We start from the raw sequence: 22,929 nt of genomic DNA, 5'->3' as shown, positions 1-22,929 counted from the left end.
AATGCTGCTTTGCAAGGCGTAAAGGCAGTCATCCAACGGCAGCAGCGTATGTTTGCGGAAGGCTACGCAAGCGGCTTCCTGCTCTGGTGTCAGAACCGTGGAACGCGGCTCTTTCGGACCCATCCTGGCATCGTGCGTAAAGTTGCGCTTCTTCCATTTCGCCACCGTCTTGGGATTGATGGCGTAGCGCCTGGCCAGCACATTCAGGCTCTCTTCACTATGTTGTATCGCTCGACGCACCGCCGCTGTCGTGCGGGCGCTCCCGTGTAATATCTGTCCCATAATTCCTCCTGTGTCGGTAGCAAATCATACAATACACCATCACAATGCGGGACCAAACACCTAGCAGGATGAATTTTACAACATCGCCTTCCGTAAAAAGCTGTATTACGACCTGGAAGCATTGCAAACCGATATGGATGATGTGGCTGCGAAAATACAACGAACGGCCCTATTCCGGGAAATACCGCTACGGTAAAACCTCGATGCAGACCTCCCGCGATACCAAAGAACTTGCACAATCGAAAATAATCGATACTACGCAGGAATTATCGGACAGTGCGTCTCAAAAAGCGCTGACTGTCCGATAACTCGTAACCGTAGATTGAATTGTGATTTTTACACTCAACCATCTGCCGCTTTCAGAATGACACCTGCCAAAGGAGGCAGTGTAATGATGATGGAATCAGGCTGGCCGGACCAGGGTTGCCCGGTCGGGCTGATTTTTCCGGCATTTCCGGCATTACTGCCGTCGTAATAAATTGAATCACTGTTGAACACTTCCTGGTAAGCACTCGATCCCGGGATGCCGACACGGTAACCGGTACGCAGTATCGGGGTAAAGTTGAGCACTACCAGCACAAATGATCCATCTCTGGCGTGGCGCTGGTAGCTGATGACCGATTGCTCCACGTCATGGCAATCGATCCAGGAAAAACCTTCGGCAAAGAAATCCAGTTCATGCAGCGCCGGTGTATTCAGGTAAAGGTGGTTCAGATCGCGCGTCAGCGCCTGTATACCGCGATGCGGATCACGTTCCAGCAGGTACCAGTCGAGTTCATGACCCACGCGCCATTCATGCCCCTGGCCGAGTTCATTTCCCATGAAGTTGATTTTCTTGCCCGGGCAGGTCATCTGATAGGTAAACAGCAGGCGCAGATTGGCAAATTTCTGCCAGCCATCGCCCGGCATCTTGTCCAGCATGGACTTCTTGCCATGCACCACTTCATCATGCGAAAGCGGCAGCACGAAATTTTCGGTGTAGGCATAGAGCTGGTTGAACGTCAGCTCGTTGTGGTGATAGCGCCGATGCACCGGGTCATGCTGCATATAACTCAGCGTATCATTCATCCAGCCCATGTTCCATTTCATGGAGAAGCCCAATCCGCCAAGGTAGGCCGGGCGGGATACCGCCGGCCAGGAAGTGGATTCCTCGGCGAATGTCAGCGCACCCGGAAATTCCCCGTGCACCATGGTATTCAGTGCCCGCAGAAACTCGATCGCTTCCAGATTTTCATGTCCGCCATAGCGGTTTGGCAGCCATTCTCCTTCCTTGCGTGAGTAATTCAGGTAAAGCATGGAAGCCACGGCATCCACACGTAAACCATCGATATGAAAAGCAGACAGCCAGTAATGGGCGCTGGAGAGCAGAAAGGATTTCACCTCGTTGCGGCCATAATTGAAGATATATGTTCCCCAGTCGTGGTGGTAGCCCAGCCGCGGATCTTCATGCTCATACAGGGCAGTGCCGTCAAACCGCGCCAGTGAAAAACTGTCCTGCGGAAAATGTGCGGGAACCCAGTCGAGAATCACGCCAATCCCGGCCTGATGACATCTGTCCACGAAGCTCATGAATGCTTCCGGACTGCCATAGCGGCTCGTCACCGCAAAATAGCCGGTGGCCTGATACCCCCATGATTCATCCAGCGGATGTTCCGATATCGGCAGCAATTCGACATGGGAATACCCCATATCCTGCAGATAAGGAATCAGATGATCGGCAAGTTCATGATAGGAATAGAATCTGCCATCCGGATGGCGCTTCCACGAACCGACATGCAGTTCATAGATGTTGAGAGGGGCATGCAGCCAGTCCCAGCCTTTGCGCCGGGCTATCCAATCGTCATCCTTCCAGTCGTATTTCTGCTCGATCGGAGTCAGTGCGGCATTATTGGGGCGCAGTTCATATGTCGTTGCATAAGGGTCGGTCTTGAGCAGGATCTCACCGCTGATCCGATTGCGGATTTCATATTTATATATCGCTCCCTCGGGTAAATCCGGAATGAACAGCTCCCATACCCCGCTGTGGCCATGCACCATCATGGGATATACCCTGCCATCCCAGCGATTGAAATCTCCAACGACGCTGACCCGTTCGGCATTCGGTGCCCATACGGCAAAACGTGTGCCGGTGACACCATGATTCCTGACCCGGTGAGCACCCAGCATATGATAAGCCTGAAGCAGGCGCCCTTCATTGAACAGATACAAGTCGTGGCCTGAAATCTGCATGGGGAAGGCATAGGGATCATGCCGTTCTTCGATCACCCCGGTTGCCGTATTTTCCATACGCAGCAGATAGGGGTGCATGACCCCTTCCCCCTCCCATTCGAAGATCCCGTCCTGATGTACGCTTCGCATTGGCTGATAGCCCGACAGGGTATGCAGCCACACACGTGACATATAAGGCTGAAACACCCTGATCAGCCTGCCATTTGGAGCAGCGTGCATTCCCAGGAAAGAACAGGGATCGTACAGCCTGGCGGTCAGCAGTAATGATTGTGCAGAATCCTCCGACGAACCCGGGGATGAAGAAGATAAGGATTTCATTGATATGGATTTGCCATAATGGCTGGTAATGGTGGCTGGTAATGGTTATTCGGATCAAGTAAGATGACCAACAGGGTATGCGGTTTTTTAAAACACTGCAAATCAGCGAGGAGACCATGAAAGTTCAACCAGCTGTCCAGACGAATGATAATCCGCGTTTCGTCAGTACACTTACCCGCAATACACTTGCACTGATTCTGGCAGGCGGTCGCGGAACACGTCTGAAAAACCTGACGGACTGGCGTGCAAAACCGGCCGTTCCGTTCGGCGGTAAATTCCGCATCATCGATTTCACGCTGTCCAATTGCGTCAACTCGGGAGTCCGGCGCATTGGTGTGGTCACTCAATACAAGGCACAGAGCCTGATACGTCATATCCAGCGCGGCTGGAGTTTTCTCGATGGCCGGTTCCAGGAATTCATCGAGCTGTTACCTGCACAGCAGCGTACAGAAGAAGGAACCTGGTACCAGGGCACGGCTGATGCGGTCTTCCAGAATCTCGACATTCTCCGCACGCATAATCCCGGTTATGTGCTGATCCTCGGCGGTGATCACATCTATAAAATGGATTACGGTCGGATACTGGCCGAACACGTCGAGAGACAGGCAGATCTGACGATTGCCTGCCTGGAAGTTCCGGTGGAAGATGCCAGCGCATTCGGTGTCATGGCAGTAGATGACAGCTGGCGTACCACCAGCTTCGCCGAGAAACCTGAACATCCGGCTCCGATTCCCGGAAAGCCTGGTCATGCTCTGATCAGTATGGGCATTTATGTCTTCAATGCAAAATTTCTGTACGAGCAACTGATCCAGGATCACGATATGGATCAGTCCTCACACGATTTCGGCAAAGATGTGATACCCCGTCTGGTGGCAAGTAATGCCCGGGTATACGCACACCGCTTCCAGAACAGTTGTGTCAATATGGCTTCAGGTGTGCCTTACTGGCGTGATGTGGGAACAGTGGATGCTTACTGGAAAGCCAATATCGATCTCACGACTATCACGCCGGATCTGAATCTGTACGATGAAGACTGGCCGATCTGGACTCATCAGGAGCAACTGCCACCCGCCAAATTTGTGTTCGACGATGATGATCGTCGTGGTCAGGCGCTGGATTCAATGGTATCCGGCGGGTGCATCATCAGTGGTGCAACAGTACGCCGCTCCCTGCTGTTTTCCAATGTTCAGATACGTGGCTACAGCACTATCGAAGATTCGGTCATCCTCCCCAATGTCAGCATCGACCGACACGCCTACCTCAAACGGGTAGTGGTGGAGAAGGAATGCCAGATACCAGAAGGCCTTAAAGTCGGTTTCAATCCTGATGAAGACAGGAAACATTTTTATGTCACGGATGACGGGATTACGCTGATTACGCCGGAAATGCTGGGACAGGGCATCCACTACATCCGCTGAATTTTCCAGTCCGGCCGTAAAACCGGGATGACTATCAGCAACTTTATATACATGAACTGATACACGATGACCAGCCGTTCTTCCACACTTGATCTCGTTCTGCTCTGGCACATGCACCAGCCGGATTACCGGGACTATAAAACCGGTGAATACATGCTGCCGTGGGTCTATCTGCATGCCATCAAGGACTATACCGACATGGCGCATCATCTTGAAAAGCATCCGAATATCAGGCTGGTCGTGAATTTCGTTCCTGTCCTGCTGGATCAGCTGGAAGACTATGCTGACCAATTTACGCACGGTACGATTCGTGACCCGTTACTGCGCCTGCTCGCGGTACCTGATCTCGACCGGATTTCTCCCGCTGAGCGCCGGCTGATCCTGAACAGCTGCTTCCTGAACAATCATGACACCATGCTCAGGCCCTATCCGTCCTATCAGTATCTGCGTGATCTGTATGATCATCTGTTGAAAATGGGCGACAAGGAACTCATGTACATCTCCGGCCAGTATCTGGCCGATCTGCTGGTGTGGTATCACCTCGCATGGACAGGCGAAAGTGTGCGCCGGGAAAATGAATGCGTCGTCAACCTCATGTCGCAGGGCAAACTGTTCAGCCATGGTGACCGGATGCTGCTGTTTCATCTCATTGGCAAGCTCATTCAGAATATCATTCCGCGCTACCGCAAACTGGCGGAATCCGGCCAGATCGAGCTTTCCACCACACCACACTATCATCCGCTCGCACCCCTGCTGATCGATTTCACTTCCGCGCGGGACAGCCTGCCTGAAGCCATGCTGCCCACCAGTCCCGTCTATCCGGGCGGACGCAAGCGGGTGGCATTCCATCTGCAGTCCGCCATCGACAGCCATCGGAGACGGTTTGGCAGCGATCCTGCCGGCGTATGGCCGGCCGAAGGAGCTGTATCGGAGCCATTGCTCGACATCCTGATCGAACACGGCCGTCAGTGGTGTGCCAGCGGTGAAGGCGTTCTGGCCAACAGCTTGCGCAAATCCCATCCTGATCAACCTTTGCCGGCCCGTAACGAATATCTTTACCGTCCATACCGGTTTGAAACCGGAAACAGCAGTATTCTGTGCTTTTACCGGGATGATCAGTTATCCGACATGATCGGATTCGAATACTCCAAATGGTTTGGGCATGATGCTGCCGAAAATTTCATGCAACGGCTCAAACAGATTCGCAACGAGATCCATAACAATCCCGCCCCGGTCGTCAGTGTGATTCTGGATGGTGAAAATGCCTGGGAATCCTATCCCTACAATGGCTACTACTTCCTGAACGATCTGTACGAAATGCTGGAGAAAAGCCCTGATATCCGTACCACAACCTTCCGAGAATATAGTGCCGGACTGTCTGAGAGCAAGGTTAAAGTAACCCGTTTACCAGCGCTTACCGCCGGAAGCTGGGTATATGGCAGCTTTTCCACCTGGATTGGTGATCACGATAAAAATCTTGCCTGGGAACTGTTATGTGCCGCCAAACACAGTTATGATCTCGTCATGCAGGGCCCGCGTCTGACGGACGAAGAAAAGACAGCAGCCGGAAAACAGCTCGCTTCATGTGAAAGTTCAGACTGGTTCTGGTGGTTCGGTGATTACAATTCACCGCATTCAGTGGAAAGCTTTGATTTCGCTTTCCGCCGAAATCTCGCCAACCTTTATCGCCTGCTGAAAATCCCTGCTCCGGTCACCATACTCGAACCCATCAGCCGGGGGGGAACATCAACCGGCGAAAGTGGCGCGATGCGACATGCCGCTTCCTGATCCAGATACATAGAACCTGGTACAGACACTATGGAATAGCCGATAAACACTTGACCTGCAGGATACTCTGATGACTTCTTCCGTATCATTCCTTTTTGGTGTCCACGCCCACCAGCCGATCGGTAATTTTCCGGAAGTCGTCATCGACGCACATGAACGCTGTTACAAGCCGTTTCTGCATACTCTGCACCGTTATCCGGAATTTCGTTTCGCTGTCCATTTCTCAGGCTGGCTGCTGGATTTTCTGTTCGAACATTATCCGCAGGATATGGCGTTGCTGCGTGAAATGGTCACACGCGGGCAAGTCGAGCTGTTCGGCGCAGGAGATACCGAGCCGGTACTGGCAGCCATCCCCGAGCGCGACCGGGTCGGCCAGCTCAGAACCTTTTCGACCAAGCTCAAGAAAAAACTGGGCCAGCGACCGCAAGGCGCCTGGCTGACCGAACGTGTCTGGGAATCCACGGTCATTCCCGCGCTGACAAGATGCGGTATCCGTTACGTGATCGTGGATGACTACCACTTCATCTGTGCCGGCAAACGTAAAACGGAACTGGATGGCTTTTTCACCACTGAAGAAGATCGTCACTCTCTGGATCTTTTTCCGATATCAGAAGCCCTGCGCTACCGGCTCCCGTTTTCTCCCGCACAGGAAGCCATCGCCTATATCGAATCACTGACTGATCAGGCCACCACCGGACGTCAGCCCGCCGCGGTCTATTTTGATGACATCGAGAAATTCGGTATCTGGCCGGAAACCTATCAGTGGGTTTATGAACGAGGCTGGCTGGAACAATTCATTCAGGGTGTGCTCGCCTCTCCCCGTATCCGGATGCAACACTACCGGGATTACCATGCCAGCGAGAAAACCCGCGGCATCCTCTACCTCCCTACCACATCCTACATCGAGATGAACGAGTGGACGCTGCCTGCCGAGCCCGCTCACACCTATGCCGATCTGGTTCAACAGGCCAAGGCAGCGGGCTGGTATGAGCCCAACAAATCTTTTCTGCGTGGTGGAATCTGGAAAAACTTTTTTTCGCGTTACCCTGAATCCAACTGGATGCACAAGCGCATGCTCGGCCTTTCCGCACGTTACGCGCGGCTGCCGGCAAGCCAGCGCACGGATGCCATGCAGCAATGCCTGTACGCTTCCCAGGCTAACGATGCCTACTGGCACGGATTATTCGGCGGCCTGTATCTCCCCCATTTGCGACGCGCCGTCTACAATAATCTGATCGAGCTGGAAGCACTGCTCGATCAGTGCGTCCCCCGCACTGCCCGGTATCAGGAAGATATCGATCTGGATGGTACGGAAGAAATTCATCTGCAGAATGGAATCGTGCAAATCATCCTGAAACTGGATGGCGGCGCCAGTATCTGTGAACTCGACACTTACCCACTCAAACACAATTTTGCTGACACACTCACTCGCCAGACGGAACATTACTACCGTAAAATCCGGCTGAATTCCGGGGAAAATTCGACACATGACCAGTCAGGGATCGCCTCGGCACATGATCGGGTCAGCTTCAAACATAAAATCGGTCATGCTGATCTCGAACCGGATCCGCATGCACAATCTCTCTTCATCGATCGCCTGAACGGTGAATCATTACACTACCAGTTGCAACCCTCAACCCGGGAGGATGAAATCATTTTCCAGACAGTGGCAGGCGCCGGGCTGATACACAAATACTTTCGGATTTCCGCCAACCGGTTGCTGGTAACGTATGAATGCACAAATGAAGTAGCAGGGCATATGCAGACGGAAATCAACCTGGCCATGCCCAGTTGTGACGGACCGGGGGGACGTTATGTCAGAGATCGTATCGCTCTGTCCGGCTTCGGGAGCGCCATCGAACTCGGCGATCTGACTGCACTCACGCTGGAAGATGACACACTGGGCGGCAATCTGTCACTCAAAATCAGCTCTGCAGCAACATTCCACGCCTGCCCTCATTTCACGGTTTCACAGTCGGAAGGCGGGTTTGAGAAAATCATGCAGGCGGCCAAACTGACATTGACCTGGCCGGTAACTACCCGCGAGCAACGCATCACCTTGCAATTCGACAAAAAAAGGTAAACATCCACCACCGGAGGTCATCTTCTCTCCCCGTCTTTATCCGGCAGGTGCTTTTCCCGCAGAACTTCTGCCGGATCCGCTGCGGAGGTCGAAAAACCGAATAAAGCGATATCAAGGGAACAGCACCATGTCAGAAGAATCCAGTCGTCTCGGACAATGTGATGAAGGCAAAGCCTCATGGAAGAAATGGGGGCCTTACCTGAGCGAGCGACAATGGGGCACGGTGCGAGAGGATTACAGCGACAATGGCGATGTCTGGAACCACTTTCCTCATTCCCAGTCAGGCGCACGTGCTTACCGCTGGGGGGAAGATGGCCTGGCAGGCATCAGCGATGACCATCAGCTGCTCTGTTTCGCACTGACATTATGGAACGGGCGCGATCCGGTGCTGAAAGAACGCCTGTTTGGCGTGACCAATCTGCAGGGCAACCACGGTGAAGACGTCAAGGAATATTATTTTTACCTGGATGCCACTCCCACCCACAGCTATCTGCAATACCTCTACAAATATCCGCAGGCTGCTTATCCCTACGAAGATCTGGTTACTACCAGCGAACGGCGTTCCCGGCAGGAAGCGGAGTACGAGTTGCTGGATACCGGGATTTTCGATGAAAACCGGTATTTCGATATTTTTGTAGAATATGCCAAGGCTGATCCGGAAGACATTCTGATCCGGATCAGTGCTGTCAACCGTGGCCCTGAAACGGCAGATTTGCGAATACTGCCGACACTCTGGTTTCGTAATACCTGGTCGTGGGCACCGGGTTTGGCCAAACCGGCGTTGTATCAGGAAGAAAACCAGGACGATTGCCGGATCATCCATACTCAGCAAAACGAATCGGGAGATTACCGGCTGTATTGCGCGGATGCACCGACTCTGTTGTTCTGTGAAAACGAAACCAACACCTGTCGACTCTTTCATACAGACAACGCGAGCTCCTACACCAAAGACGGTATCAATAATCATATCGTCTGCGGCCAGAAAGATGCCATCAACCCCGCCAACCACGGTACCAAAGCGGCGGCAGACTATGCCCTGAATATTCCTCCCGGAGAAACTCGCGTGCTCAGATTGCGCCTGCGCCGCGCTGAATCCTCCGCTCCCGCTACAGACAAAATTTTTGCCGGCTTCGATACGCTTATCGATCAGCGAAAAAAGGAAGCAGATGATTTTTACGCCTCCCTGTCCGGCGGCAGATTGAACAAGGAACAGCAGCGTATTCTGCGGCAGGCACTGGCCGGCATGATATGGACCAAACAATATTACGAGTTCGATGTGGAACGCTGGCTGAACGAGCACCCCCGACACAATGCACGCAATGCCGGCTGGGCGCACATGAAATGCCGGGATATCATTTCCATGCCGGATAAATGGGAATATCCATGGTTTGCTGTTTGGGATACGGCTTTCCACACTCTGCCGCTGGCAATGATAGACCCTGCCTTTGCCAAACAGCAGCTCGGCCTGTTCCTGGAAAACCGCTACCAGCACCCGAACGGGCAGATTCCGGCCTACGAGTGGAATTTCAGTGATGTAAATCCGCCAGTGCATGCCTGGGCTGTCTATATGGTTTATCAGGTGTGTCAGGATTACCATGACCAGAACGATCTGTCATTTCTGAAATCTGCCTTTGCCAGCCTGGAGCGGAATTTCAGCTGGTGGGAAACACATCGCGAACCGGACAAGAATGTATATGAAGGTGGATTCCTGGGTCTGGACAACATCGGTGTATTCGATCGCAGCGTTGAACTACCGACTGGTGGTCATCTGGAACAATCGGATGCCACTGCCTGGATGACCCTGTTCTCGCAGAATATGCTGCAGATCGCACTGGAACTGAGCCTCCATGATCCGGATTACGAACAGAGAGTGCTTTCCTATTTGAACCGCTTCATGGCAACCGCTGCAGCCATGCAGGATATCAGCGATGAACATCGGGATATGTGGGACGACGAGGATGGCTTTTTCTACAATGTTCTGCGTTTTCCGGACGGTCACTCTACCCGCATCAAGGTACGCTCGCTGGTCGGGCTGCTGCCTTTATGTGCCGTGACAGTCATCGAACGAACCACACTGGACAAACTGCCACTGGTGGCAGAACATTTTGAAAATCTGGTCCGACGCAGGCAATTCCTGGCTGATCACATCTTTTGTCCGACCACACCCGGAGTCGAAGGCCGTCGCCTGCTGGCCATCGTAGATGAAGAAAAACTACGCCGCATTTTGTCGAAAATGCTCGATGAACAGGAATTTCTGAGTCCTTACGGAATCCGGTCACTTTCCAGATACCATCTGGAACATCCTTACCAGTTTCACTGGAACGGACAGACTTTCACCGCAGACTACCAGCCGGGTGAATCTACTTCAAACATGTTTGGAGGCAATTCCAACTGGCGCGGTCCCGTCTGGGTGCCGATCAATATCCTGATCATTCGTGCATTGCTGACACTGTATGCCTACTACGGGGAAGATTTCCAAGTTGAATGCCCCACCGGTTCGGGCAAACAATACAATCTGTTTCGGATTGCCAGAATGATTGCCGGACGATTACTCCATATCTTCCTGCCGGATGAACAGGGCAGGCGCCCGGTTTTTGGCAATACTGAAAAATTTCAGATCGATCCCCACTGGCGGGACAATCTGCTGTTTTATGAATATTTTCACGGCGAAAACGGCTCCGGGCTGGGAGCCAGTCACCAGACCGGCTGGACAGGCGCATTGGCCGCCCTGCTCACGATATTTGGCTCTCTGGAGCAGGAAGAGCTGACAGAACTGGGTATGCAGGAAATCTCGGCCATCCTGGCGGGAAATAACGGTATCTGATGCCATCCTGCCAATCAATCTATTCCTGCTGTCCAAAATGGCTTTCATCAAAACATAAACAATCACAAAAAATATGCCTGGCAACTATGATTCGTACGAATGAACGCTGAATCTCACGTTCCCGTTCAAACAGCCATTGGCAGCATAAACAGCTTCGCACGCGGCAAGTTACCGTTAAAATAATCATCATTCCGCGTTCTGATGCGGCGTTTACAGTCCCACGATTGGAGTTCAAAAATGTCCCTTGCCGAGTTTCGTGCCCAGTATCTGGTGCGCTTCTGGTCTCCCATTCCAGCACTGCTGGCACTGGGAGTGGCTTCCGCTTATTACTTCGCCATTACCGGTACTTTCTGGGCTGTCACTGGCGAATTCACCCGCTGGGGCGGGCATATTGCCGCGCTGCTCGGCTTCTCCCCGCAGCAATGGAGTTATTTTCAACTGATCGGCCTGAACGGCTCTCCACTCGAACGCATCGATGGCGTCATGATCATCGGCATGTTTGCCGGTGCGTTATGTGCTGCGCTGTGGGCTGGCAATGTGCAACTGCGCTGGCCGACCAGCCGGCGCCGGCTGGCGCAGGGACTGATCGGCGGAATCATCGCCGGCTTTGGCGCACGCCTGGCGATGGGCTGCAACCTGGCGGCCTTCTTCACCGGTATTCCGATGTTCTCACTGCACGCCTGGGCCTTCATGCTGACCACGGTAATCGGTGCCTGGATTGGCGTAAAACTCTGCCTGTTACCGTTTCTGCGCACACCACTGCGTCTGGATACGGCACCCAGCTCACTATTCGCTGATACTGCCAGCCTGGCGCGACGTGCCCGCCTGCAAAATCGCCTTGGTCTGCTGATTGCCGTACTGGTGCTGGGTTTTGCTGCCTGGCGCTTTGAGACATCGCTGGTTCTGGGCCTGGCAGTACTGTTCGGGGTGTTTTTCGGCGCGGTGATCGAGCGCGGGCAAATCTGTTTTACCAGTGCCGCGCGTGATTTGTGGACTACCGGGCGCACCCGTATCGCCTACGGTATTCTGTTAGGCATGGTGGTAGCCTGCCTCGGTACCTTCGGCGCAATTGCCCTGGGCGCAACACCCAAAATCTTCTGGATGGGCCCCAATGCAGCCCTTGGTGGATTGCTGTTCGGTATCGGTATCGTGCTGGCCGGTGGTTGCGAAACCGGCTGGATGTACCGGGCGATGGAAGGCCAGGTACATTTCTGGATAGTTGGTATCGGCAACGTCATCGGTGGCACGCTGGTAGCCATCTTCTGGGATGAGCTGGGCGGTACACTGGCTCTGCCTTATCCGAAAATCAATCTGCTGGAGTACCTGGGAGCAGGCACCGGCCTGTTACTCAGTCTGGCCGGCCTGATGCTGGCGATGCTGCTGGTATACCTCAATGCCCGACGTTTTGCTGTCAGAGAAGGCCTTGCACGATGAATCATAATCATCAACCGGATTTATCACTGGATTTGCGGGGTGAACATTGCCCGTACAACGCCATTGCCACCCTTGAAGCCCTGGCCGATATGACGGCCGGCCAGGTGCTGGAAGTCATCACCGACTGTGCCCAGTCAGTCAACGGTATCCCTGAAGATGCGCGCGCCAAAGGTTATGACTGCCTGGCAGTAGAACAACACGGACCGCTGTTTCGCTTTCTGATCCGCGTGCCCGGTTAATCACTCACACGTGGTACGGATCAGAAAATCAGGATAAATACCGTTCACCCGGCACAAATCGTACCTCGATCAACTACACAGCCCGGATCAATCAGCCGATCCGTGCCGGGATAGATGTAATTTATCCACTGCCTGCATCACCAGAGAATAAACCGCAGGCACCACCACCAGTGTCAGCAATGTCGAGGAAATCATGCCGCCGATCACCGCGATGGAAAGCGGACGATTGGTTTCAGCACCGGCACCCAACCCCATCGCTGCAGGCAGCAACGCCAGAATGACGGTCAGTGAAGTCATCAACACCGGTCTCAATCGAACCGGACAGGCTTCTCTCAGTGCGTCATCCACAGATTTACCCTGTTCACGCAGTTGATTGGTCAAGTCGATCAGCAGAATCGAGTTTTTTGCCACCAGACCGATGAGCAGCACCAGACCGATCATGGAAAATATGTTGAGCGAGTTCCCCGTCAGCCACAAGGCAAAAATACCGCCGATGATTGCCAACGGCTGCGCCACCATGACGATGAGTGGTTGCAGAAAGGAATTGAACTGGCTGGCCAGTACCATGTAGAGCAGAATCAGTGCGAGCGTAAAAATGAACAGCGTATTCGTCATCGTTTTGGCCAGCTCTTCTGCCTGCCCGGTCATTTTCACCGTATAACCCACTGGCATGAATTCGGCGGCCTGCTGGAATACCATATCGGTCGCATTGCCCAGCGAGAATGCCGGGTTGGCATAGAACATTGCCGCATATTGCAGGTCGAATCGCCCGATTACCGCAGCACCGAGGTTATCACGGAATTTAGCAACCGTATCCAGCCTCACCAGCTCATTTCCGGTGCTTCTCAAATAAACTTTTTTCAGATCTTCGAGCTGATTGAACCGGTTTTCCTTACCTTTGATTCTGATCTGGTAACGTTGCCCATCCCCTGGTTCATCACTGAACCGGGCCACATCCACTCCACCGGTAAACATATTGATTGCCATGGCGACATCAGTAGCCGAGATACCGAGACTGGCGGCTCGCGTCCGATCCAGATCCACTACCAGTTGCGGCAAATCGAGGTCGAGATCCAGATCCACCTTACCCATTCCTGGTATTTCACCGAGCCGTCGCTGCATTTCCTTGGCCAGTCGACCCACTTCCTGCAGATTGGGGCCGGTCAGATTGAACTGCAATTTCTCCGGACGCTGGCCGCGCACGATGGCAACCGGCGCAGGAAATGCCCGTACACCCGGGATTTTGTCGAAACGTTCCCTCAGTTCGCGAATCAGCATTTTCTGGGTCATGGTACGATCATTGCGGTCATACAGGCGGACATTGACGAATCCCCTGTTCACCTGACCATCCTGCCCGGCTCCGATCATGCCCAGATAACTGGCCACTTCCGAAGGATAGGAAGTCAATACACCTTCGATCAACTTGAGACGGGAATCGGTATAGTCGATACTCGAACCCAGCGGTGTTCTGAAAGTGATCATGAATACCCCTTCATCGGCCTCCGGGGAGAGTTCCTTTTCCACCTTGCCAAAAAAGAAACTGCTGCTCAGTACCGTAAGGGTAGTAATCAGGATGACCTTCCAGCGATGTTGGATGGAAAACTCGAGCAACGAGCCATATATCCGGTCCATGCGATTGAACCCGTTATCCAACCAGTGATAGAGGCGCCCGTGTTTACGATCGACTCGCAAATAACGCGAGCAAAGCATCGGCGTCAGTGTCAGGGAAACCAGCAGGGAAATCAACACACCAAACGTGACGACCACCGCAAACGATTTGAAAAATTTGCCGATGATGCCATCCATGAAAATGACCGGTGCAAATATGCAAACCAGTGACAGTGTGGCCGCAATCACGGCAAATACCACTTCATGGCTGCCTCTGACCGACGCAGCCGCCGTATCCACCTTGCCATACCTGGCCTGATCCCGGCTCATGTGCCGGAAAATACTTTCCAGCACGACGATGGCATCATCCACCACCACCCCGATCAGCAACAGCAATGCCAGCAATGTCATGGTATTGAAGGTGAATCCAGAGAAATACATCACCGCAACCGCTCCCAGCAGCGATACCGGAATGGCTGTCGCAATGATCAGTGTGGATCGGACCGAACGCAGGAACAGCCAGACGATCAGCGCAGCCAGTAACGTCCCCTCGATCAGGTGTTCCTGCAGTGAATTCACCAGTTCCTTGATAAAAATCGCATCACTGGTGGAAACACCGATACGCATTCCGGGTGGCAGGCTGGGAACGATATCTTCTTTCAACCTGCGTTCAACTTCCTCGATGATGGCCACTGTGTTGGCATTCGAAACCTTGACGATTCCCACTCCCAGCGAAGGTTGGCCATTAAAGCGTGCCACCTGGCGATAATCGGCCAGCTCATCTTCGATCTCTGCAATTTCCTTCAGCCGGATCGGAGCACCATCACGATAAGCCACGATCAGGTTACTCATATCCTTTAAATTATGGAATTCCAGATCGAGCTTGATCAGCCTTTCTGTATTCCTGCCCACCAGAAAACCACCGGGCAACTGGATGTGCTCGCGCCGGAAAGCACTGATGACATCACTGGCAGCCAGATTATAGGAGGCCATGCGCTCGGGCAGGATATTGACACGTATGGTGCGATCACGGCGTCCGCCAAGACGAACCTCACCGACACCATCGATCGTTTCCAGTTTTTTCTTGATGACGTTGAAACCATACAGATTGAGCTGCTGCAGGGTACGATCCCCCTGCAGTGACAACCACATCACCGGCTGCGCGTTGGTTTCGATCTTGCGCACGACCGGCGGATCAGTATCATCCGGCAATCGCCGCAGAACCTGGCTGATATTCGCCTGCACCTCGTTATAGGCAACATCGATATTCTTGTCCAGACTGAAGGTAATGGTGGTGACCGAAACACTCGGTGAAGAGCTGGATTGCACATGCTCGATGCCGGGAATGGTATTGATTGCCGTCTCGATGATGCTGGTAATACTGGCATCGACGATATCGGGATTGGCTCCGATCAGAGTCGTCGTTACCGAAATCATGGGAAATTCGATATATGGCCAGCGGTCCACACCGATACGCTGGTAACTGATTACGCCCAGCAATACCAGTAACCCGGAAACCATCCACGCCAGTACATGGCGTTTGATCGACAGTTCCGGCAGTGTCATGAATCTGCCTGCACTGACATTTCTTTTTGTACAGAAATTCTGGCACCATCCGTCAGAAAAGCGGCACCATCGAGCACGATCTGCTCACCCGCCTGTATACCATCAATGATTTCGACCATGCCATCCTGCCTCAATCCGGTACGCACCACCCGCTGATGAGCTTGTGCCTGATCCTGGCTGATGGCATACACCACTTCGCCTGCCGGTCTCAATACTACGCTCTGCTCCGGCACTACCACCACATTCTCGCGCACACCGAGCACGACCACGCCACTGACACTGGCACCCGTATGCCAACCAGGCTGATCCTCCACGTCAGCCAGTACATCTATCGCCCGGTTACCTGCACCGATGGCAGGCTTCAATTCTCTGATGCGAGAAACGATCTCGACACTGGAAGTAGGCGTATTCAACCGAACTTCCAGACCCGGCCTGATAGATGAGGCAATGCTTTCGGGAAATGGCAAATGAGCACGCAAACGCTGATTGCTGATGATCTGGAACAATGGATCACCCACCTTGACATAATCTCCCTCAGCAACCAGCCGGGATTCAACCGTTCCATCCACAGGGGAAAGCAGGCGTGTCTTGGATTGATTATGTTCGATCGAGGCCAACCGGGATTTGGCACCTTCCAGCTGCCGGCGTAAAGCAATTTCCTGGGTCTTGACATCATCCAGCACGATCTGGGAAATGAAATTCCGCTCGACCAGCCGGGCATTACGCTCAACCGAACGTTGCTGGTTTTCCAGCAGAGCTTCCAGCCGGGCGACTTCACTGAGTGCTTCCCGTCGCTGCAACTGGTAATCGACCGGGTTCAGCAAAGCAATTTCCTGCCCTTTCTTCACATGCTGACCCTGACGCACCAGCACCTTGAGTACCCGCCCGGAAACTTCCGCCGCAACGGTCGGATCCATCATCCCCTCCAGCGAGCCAATGGTTTCTTCACGTACTTCCATCGAGATCTGTTCAGCGGTAATCACACTGACCGAGGGCGGGCTGGCGACTTTTACCGTCTCCTCCTGCTTGCCGCAGGCGGATAGCAATAGCACCAGAGCCATGCTCAGCAATTTTCCTGCTCTATTCAACATCAAGTCGACCCTCTCCTTGCAATACACATGAACAAATCGGCAACCCGGAGCGTTCTACCGGACCAAGATAAATAACTGGAGATATTATCAAAATATGTCTTCCATCTGCTTAAAAACAAGTAAATGTTCTACCCGCTGTTTCGACAGACAAATCAGAATCAGGAAATGGAACCGGAAGGATGGAAAAAAGAAACGATTGGGCTGCAACGGGGCAAGCCGGAAAGAATAAAATGCACCCTGGAGAAGACTTCCTGCTGCAAGACCTTTTGTTGCGGATTTTTTACTACTGATATTCCCGCCAGTCAGGCAAAACTGGCAGAGATGATACTTAGATAAAAGAAACTGCGCAGCGATACAACTTCTGCGCAGTTTTTCAGTGCAATCAATGTACAGCCGGTGAAAAGTATGCTGAAACCACAATCAACGAAGCCAGTACCGTCATAATCAATACGACGGCAACCATCATTTTCCTAAAGGTTTCAGTATCACTACCTTTTACTACTTCGCTCATTTTCATTACTCCTTTTCGTTTGAACCCGGGAAAATCATGCACCCGATCGGCTCACATTTCATTGATTTATGTCAATAAATGTATTAGAAACAAAACAGGAATAACCCTGGTTCCGGGAGCTTTTTAGATGACCAGGTAAACAGGAAATGGAGGATAGCGTGATTTATGCTACCGTCCTGAACATCGTCAGATACAGTACAGATTGATGTGTCCTCACCATAATTACGCGACAACGGCTGCGTCGATCAGAGCTGTGATAAAGCAGGCTGAAGCACCGGTACCCGGGGATCAGCCGGGTACGAATGTATCGTGATGGTTCGCCCTTACAATGGAGCCACTACGCCAGCAAACCTGAGCAGATCGGCCATCCTAAAAGTGCCTTCCACTGTACTCGGCAATGTGGGTATCCATCGCGGATCCTGCCGCAGGTAAGACATGGAATCTCCCTGCAACAAGCCAAGAAACACCTCGGCGATGATACGTCCACCCACCGGCCCCAGCCGTTCCCCGTTCTCTTTCACCTCCGCCTCACGCAAAATGTAAAACCAGAGTGGCGTGCGCTGGTGCAGTTTAAAATCAACCAGATCGGCAAGGTCAGTGGTATTCAGTATCGGCAGATTCATCGCTTTTGCCACGCTTTGCCCGGAAGGCAGACTGAAAGTCAATCCTCTGAGCAGATTGAGCTGTGCGAGAGATTGGATATCTCCACGCACAGCCGGCAAATCGAACAGGGTGGTAGAAAGTTTGGTGTCGATTTTTTTACTTGGGCGCACTTTGCCATCGCCAAAATCAAAGAATGTCTGCCAGTCGATGAAACGGGATGGCGCACGTTTTCCCCCACGCAAATCATCAGGGTCAGGCTCGTCTGCCAGATTATCGTTGAAGATCAGTCGAAAAATTTGCGAATTGATATCGGAAGGTATCGGCCCGAAATTGGAGCGATATGAGGGGCGAACCTGCGAATGGCCGAAACGATAAGCAGCTGCCGAAAATTCAATCGGGATGAAGGGCTGATTGTGCCATTTATAAAATTTACGCCCGTTGATCAGGATATTGTCAACCAGCGGCTTGCCAACGGTTCTTACCAGATACTCATGTATGATGATCCACTGGTAATGCCAGCGCACCAGCCTTTGGGCTTCAGTAAACACTTCATCCGGGTCTGTCAGGCTGGATTGTGCTTTCACATAATCCACTACTGCATTGTGAAAACGCAGCATGGCAAGGTGTAATTGGGAAACCATCAGATTCTCGTCATTGCGTGGATCACCCAGCAACGCCGTTCCCTGACTGTTGCGCGGCAAATCATAACGTACGAAGCCGCCTGCAGACACTGCAGCTGCACCGGATATCTCCTCAACATAGAACTTGATGCCTTCTCCATCAGCACTCTGGTCGTATAAATAAGGTGAGGCACTTGGCCCGGAACCATACATACTGTCGAGTTCAAACAGGGGCCGGCGGAAATTGCGGATGGATTCCGGATCTGACTGTCTTTCCAGGTTGGAGACTGGATCAAACGTGATGTCGTGGTCGAGAAACTGGCCCAGGAAAGTCATACCGGCCACAAGATTCGGATTATTCGGGTTAATGAGGCTCAACGCGGGATCAATGATCAGATCGCGGGCAAGATTGGGGTTGACAGCAATGTCTGTATCTTCTTTGGCATCCATGATACCGCCCTTCCTGCCGAGCTCTTTCAGAGCATCCCTGATTTGCCGGGTATCCTGCGCAAAAGGTGGAAGGGAAGGAAACATCCGGCCGAATTTACCTTGGTCATAGGAGATGGATTTCGGAGGGTTATACCCGCCGGATTTATTCGAGCCATGCCATGTCATTTTTTATTCATTCTCCAGTTGAGTCATTGGTCGGTGGAAAAAGATCAGACCGTTTGACAGAATCTCCCGATTGAATCTTTCATACGATCCCTTGTATATTTGAGAGTACCTGATCCCGGAAACAGTCATGCGTGCATAGTCAGCAATGCCGGAGAGTACTCTATTGCCTCCCCACATCTCTGTCATCGGGCCACTCATGCTTCGCACATATTGCTGATAGTGCATCGACACGATGTACAGCGGGAAGCATAGCCACATCAGCAATGTTGCTCTGTGACCAATCTCACAACGGTTACTTGTATTCAGACGTTAGGCAGGGGCTACTAAAGTGCCGAAAGTGACTGCACAGAGATACTGGAAATTTCCCGGCATGACGAAAGAGGGATTGGTAATACGGATTGCGCAGTCTGGAGACAGCCGACTCTTTGAAACGGAGGTAATGAACTAAAAAGACGGGAAAAACCGGGAATGTAGGTGTATTCAGTTCTCCTGGCCAGCTTTACTTTTCGACAAGGCCGTAAACAACGCCGGAATGGTCTTTTTTTCCTGCCTGTATGTCAGGAACAGAGATTGGATTTCTGGCTGCTTGGGCGTTGTCGACTGTGTCGAATTAGCCTGTGGCACGTAAGGCTGGGTAAAGATGGGGTCGCTGTATTTTTGCGTTCCCCCTCGGCGAGAACCGGAGTATTTCTGGGATGATGGCAGTTTCCTGTGTTTCTCACTTCTGCTTTTCTCACTCCCATTTTCCATCGGCTTATTGCCGTAGCGGGAGTTACCGGCCGACATCCGGTTTTTCCGATCTGGCAGGCTGCGAGCAAACTGTTCCGCATCAAAACCGGCAATCTGTTCTGTTTCCAGTTTGGCGTTCAGCAGTTTTTCGATATTGGCCAGCAGTTCTTTTTCATGTTCGCTAACCAGAGAAATAGCCTTTCCTTTACTACCGGCCCGGCCGGTACGTCCGATCCGATGGACATAATCTTCCGGGTTACCAGGTAATTCATAATTGATGACATGTGACAGCTTTTCAATGTCGATACCGCGCGCGGCGACATCGGTAGCAACCAGTATTTGCACGTCACCATGCTTGAATTCAGCGAGCGCCTGTGTACGCTGCTGCTGATTTCTGTCGCCGTGAATGGCAACCGCCGAGATTTCGTGGCGGGAAAGCATCTGCGCCAGATGGGAAGCACCATGTTTCGTTTTGACGAAAATAAGTGCCTGTTTCAGATTCTGCTGTCGGATGAGGTGTAGCAGCAAGGCAAATTTGCTATCTGGCTTTACCCAGTGAATGACATGTGAAATAGATTCATTCACTGTATTTTGTACCGCTGCTTCGATTCGGACCGGCTGCTTCAGCAGGCTGTCGGCAAGTTTCCTGATTTCACCGGAGAATGTTGCAGAAAACATCAGGCTTTGCCGTTGTGGAGATAACAGCGCCATCACCCGCTTGATGTCCGGCAAAAAACCCATATCCAACATACGATCAGCTTCATCTAGTACCAGAATTTCGGTTTTGGAAAAATTGACTGCTTTTTGTTCGACCAGATCCAACAGGCGACCGGGAGTAGCCACCAGTATCTCCACCCCGGCCTGCAGCGCTGCGATTTGGGGCTCGATATTGATACCACCAAAAACGACAGCCGTTCTCAGGGCAAGATATTTTCCATATTTCCTGACACTTTCGTCGATCTGCATCGCCAGTTCACGAGTCGGTGCCATGATCAGGGCACGAACAGGATGCCGGGCAGGAGACACACTCGTATTGGCGTATGCTTGCAGACGGTACAGCAGCGGCAATGTAAAGCCGGCTGTCTTACCGGTACCTGTTTGCGCACTGGCCATCACATCCTTACCAGCCAGAATCGAAGGAATGACCTGGGCCTGGATCGGAGTGGGATTCACATACCCTTCATCATTAACTGCATGGAGAATTTCACTGGACAAGCCCAGTTGGGCAAACGTCACATCATTACTCATAGTCTATTTTTACAACAAGTAGAAACACAAAAATCTACAGGCATTACTCCCACAGCACAAATGAGTTGAGCCCTGAATCATCATCAATCTTCAACAATCTGTTTGAAGATAACCCGTAAACCGCGGCTACTCGTAATCCAGAAAGTAGAAATCACACTCATTTCCTGCTCAAAATCACTTTGAGACTGATTCCATTGGTTTTAAGCCATTTGAGCAAACCATTCATTCTGTTAAAGGCATTCAGAAATACAGGTGCTCCACTAATAGCAACGGCATCCACCAGACAATACCAGGCAGAGACCCCACTCGGCGGATTGCCTTGTGTCAACTCGAATATTGGTTCAAGCGTTGCCCACTGCCAGGTTCCGGCGGCGGTACCAATCAGTTCCAGCCAGGTTGTAATGAAGAACGCAGCCAGATACACCATTGGCGATCTGCCTTTGAATAGATAAATCAGGAATACCACATACAGCAATGCGCCTACCTGATCACCATGTTCAGGTAACCCGCTAATACCCCATGCTGACCACAAACCACAGGAAATCACCACGAAAGCTGCAATCTTCCGTGCATGTTGGAGGAAAAAACCGGATCGGGCCAATGTCACTGCAGTCAAATAAACCATGCCATGGCCTGGCGGTACGTAGAGCGGCACATTTTCCAGGCGGTAGGTATATCCTCCCATATAAATGGATGCAAAATGCTCGCCTGCTGTTGCAAAAGCAACAGCAATCACCACCTGCATCCTTATTTCTCGGTTTTCACCACGAAGTAACGCAACCAGGAAAATCCAGGCAATGACACCCAGCACGTTCTGAAGCAGCAGCGTCCCGTGCGCATCGATTACAAGACTGACTGCAACACAGAAGAAGGTAAATGCTGCAATGAAATAATCACGTTTCCTGTGAGCCGGATTCCCGGTCACTTCCGGGAATCTATGAAATATGTTCAACATATTCTAAAAATAAAAAAACCGCCTCTTCCGACGGTTGAAAACAGCAACTCCCGGTATATTTTGTCTGCCAGGCCGGAAACAAATATAAGCAGATAGACAGTAAAGTACACAAATTCCGAATGCCTGTTGGTCTGCCCGGACAATGTCCGAGGTATTCATGGATATTAAAAAATCAATTCGGGCTCATTCCGGAAAAGCCGATGACTACTCCTCCGGAACAAACCTCATAATCAAACCGTCAGGAAAGAAATCACTATTTTCCTTTTTTGGCAGGTTTGGCACTGGCCTGGAATTCATCATGGAATTTAAATTTCGGCTCTCCTTCAAATACGCCTTCCAGTTTGTAATGTTCATGCATGGCTTTGACTTCCTTGACCATTTCATCAAACTTGAAAGTGTATTTCGCATCCACTTCCGGTGTAAACGGGGTGTAAGGCGCTTTGGCTCCCTTCCACGGTGAACCTTCGTAGTTCAGATGGCACGCACTGCAGCGTTCTTCAAAGTGGAAGTCCTGTCCTTTCTTTGCCAGATCTTTGCGAGGCGTTTTCTTGCCCGATTTCTCAAAAGCCTGCCCGCTCTTACGATGATCTCCCCGGAAGTTACGTCCAGGTCCATGGCAGGATTCACAGCCTACACCCGTCAGCATCGGTTTGGGCGATTCGATCGTATAGCCCCCTTTCTGACCAAATCCATCCACGTGACAACCTACGCAGTCTTTGTCCTGGGTGTAGTCCTTGGCCGGATCCAGTTTGGCTTTCTGTTTGGCTT

The 22,929-nt window shown here is 52.0% G+C and carries 15 protein-coding genes and 1 pseudogene; 7 read left to right on the top strand and 9 right to left on the bottom strand.

Annotated features, from left to right (window positions below):
- Positions 1-282 (bottom strand): annotated as a pseudogene (locus B5D58_RS11400) (IS481 family transposase); the annotation flags it as partial.
- Between the two features lie 140 nt (positions 283-422).
- Between B5D58_RS11400 and B5D58_RS14460 the strand changes: the two are divergent.
- The gene (locus tag B5D58_RS14460; RefSeq protein WP_412458337.1) at positions 423-590 is read left to right on the top strand and encodes a hypothetical protein; all 168 of its coding nucleotides are present in this window, start codon (positions 423-425) and stop codon (positions 588-590) included.
- A 34-nt stretch (positions 591-624) separates the two neighbouring features.
- On the opposite strand, the gene glgB is transcribed toward B5D58_RS14460, so the two are convergent.
- A complete protein-coding gene (glgB, locus tag B5D58_RS11395) occupies positions 625-2,829 on the bottom strand; it encodes a 1,4-alpha-glucan branching protein GlgB (RefSeq protein ID WP_011112545.1) in 2,205 nt (734 codons plus the stop codon).
- Between the two features lie 116 nt (positions 2,830-2,945).
- Between glgB and glgC the strand changes: the two genes are divergently transcribed.
- From glgC to yedF, 6 genes are all read left to right on the top strand, one after another.
- A complete protein-coding gene (gene glgC / locus B5D58_RS11390; RefSeq protein ID WP_011112546.1) occupies positions 2,946-4,247 on the top strand; it encodes a glucose-1-phosphate adenylyltransferase in 1,302 nt (433 codons plus the stop codon).
- A 66-nt stretch (positions 4,248-4,313) separates the two neighbouring features.
- Positions 4,314-6,035, top strand: a complete 1,722-nt coding sequence (locus tag B5D58_RS11385; protein ID WP_011112547.1) for a glycoside hydrolase family 57 protein — start codon at positions 4,314-4,316, stop codon at positions 6,033-6,035.
- A gap of 70 nt (positions 6,036-6,105) precedes the next feature.
- Positions 6,106-8,118, top strand: coding sequence for an alpha-amylase/4-alpha-glucanotransferase domain-containing protein (locus tag B5D58_RS11380; RefSeq protein ID WP_011112548.1), 2,013 nt, complete (start codon positions 6,106-6,108; stop codon positions 8,116-8,118).
- Positions 8,119-8,245: 127 nt separating this feature from the next.
- On the top strand, positions 8,246-10,942 hold the full coding sequence (locus B5D58_RS11375; protein ID WP_011112549.1) for an MGH1-like glycoside hydrolase domain-containing protein: 2,697 nt from the start codon (positions 8,246-8,248) through the stop codon (positions 10,940-10,942).
- Between the two features lie 201 nt (positions 10,943-11,143).
- Positions 11,144-12,376, top strand: a complete 1,233-nt coding sequence (yedE, locus tag B5D58_RS11370) for a selenium metabolism membrane protein YedE/FdhT (RefSeq protein ID WP_074671334.1) — start codon at positions 11,144-11,146, stop codon at positions 12,374-12,376.
- Positions 12,373-12,615 carry a sulfurtransferase-like selenium metabolism protein YedF gene (gene yedF, locus B5D58_RS11365; RefSeq protein WP_011112551.1) on the top strand — a complete coding sequence of 81 codons (243 nt, stop codon included), beginning with the start codon at positions 12,373-12,375 and terminating at the stop codon, positions 12,613-12,615. Before yedE ends, yedF begins: the two co-directional genes overlap by 4 nt.
- 87 nt (positions 12,616-12,702) lie before the next feature.
- On the opposite strand, the gene B5D58_RS11360 is transcribed toward yedF, so the two are convergent.
- From B5D58_RS11360 to B5D58_RS11330, 7 genes are all read right to left on the bottom strand, one after another.
- Positions 12,703-15,789 (bottom strand): efflux RND transporter permease subunit, encoded by a 3,087-nt coding sequence (locus B5D58_RS11360; protein WP_011112552.1) that lies wholly within the window; start codon positions 15,787-15,789, stop codon positions 12,703-12,705.
- Positions 15,786-16,880 (bottom strand): efflux RND transporter periplasmic adaptor subunit, encoded by a 1,095-nt coding sequence (locus B5D58_RS11355; RefSeq protein ID WP_011112553.1) that lies wholly within the window; start codon positions 16,878-16,880, stop codon positions 15,786-15,788. Before B5D58_RS11355 ends, B5D58_RS11360 begins: the two co-directional genes overlap by 4 nt.
- Positions 16,881-17,262: 382 nt before the next feature.
- Positions 17,263-17,391, bottom strand: a complete 129-nt coding sequence (locus B5D58_RS14330) for a hypothetical protein (protein ID WP_256335824.1) — start codon at positions 17,389-17,391, stop codon at positions 17,263-17,265.
- 323 nt (positions 17,392-17,714) lie between these two features.
- Entirely contained in the window at positions 17,715-19,229 is a 1,515-nt protein-coding gene (locus B5D58_RS11350; protein ID WP_011112554.1) for a peroxidase family protein, read from the bottom strand.
- 480 nt (positions 19,230-19,709) lie between these two features.
- Positions 19,710-21,206 carry a DEAD/DEAH box helicase gene (locus tag B5D58_RS11340; protein WP_011112556.1) on the bottom strand — a complete coding sequence of 499 codons (1,497 nt, stop codon included), beginning with the start codon at positions 21,204-21,206 and terminating at the stop codon, positions 19,710-19,712.
- 157 nt (positions 21,207-21,363) lie between these two features.
- Positions 21,364-22,161: a hypothetical protein gene (locus B5D58_RS11335; protein ID WP_011112557.1), complete on the bottom strand. Its 798-nt coding sequence runs from the start codon at positions 22,159-22,161 to the stop codon at positions 21,364-21,366.
- Positions 22,162-22,414: 253 nt separating this feature from the next.
- Positions 22,415-22,929, bottom strand: a 515-nt coding sequence (locus B5D58_RS11330) for a cytochrome c family protein (protein ID WP_078737684.1), incomplete at its 5' end; no start/stop codon positions are given.

The organism is Nitrosomonas europaea, from assembly GCF_900167395.1.
Taxonomy (GTDB): domain Bacteria; phylum Pseudomonadota; class Gammaproteobacteria; order Burkholderiales; family Nitrosomonadaceae; genus Nitrosomonas; species Nitrosomonas europaea.
The sequence above is the reverse complement of the archived record's forward strand: the minus strand, read 5'-3'. Positions and strand labels throughout refer to the sequence as shown.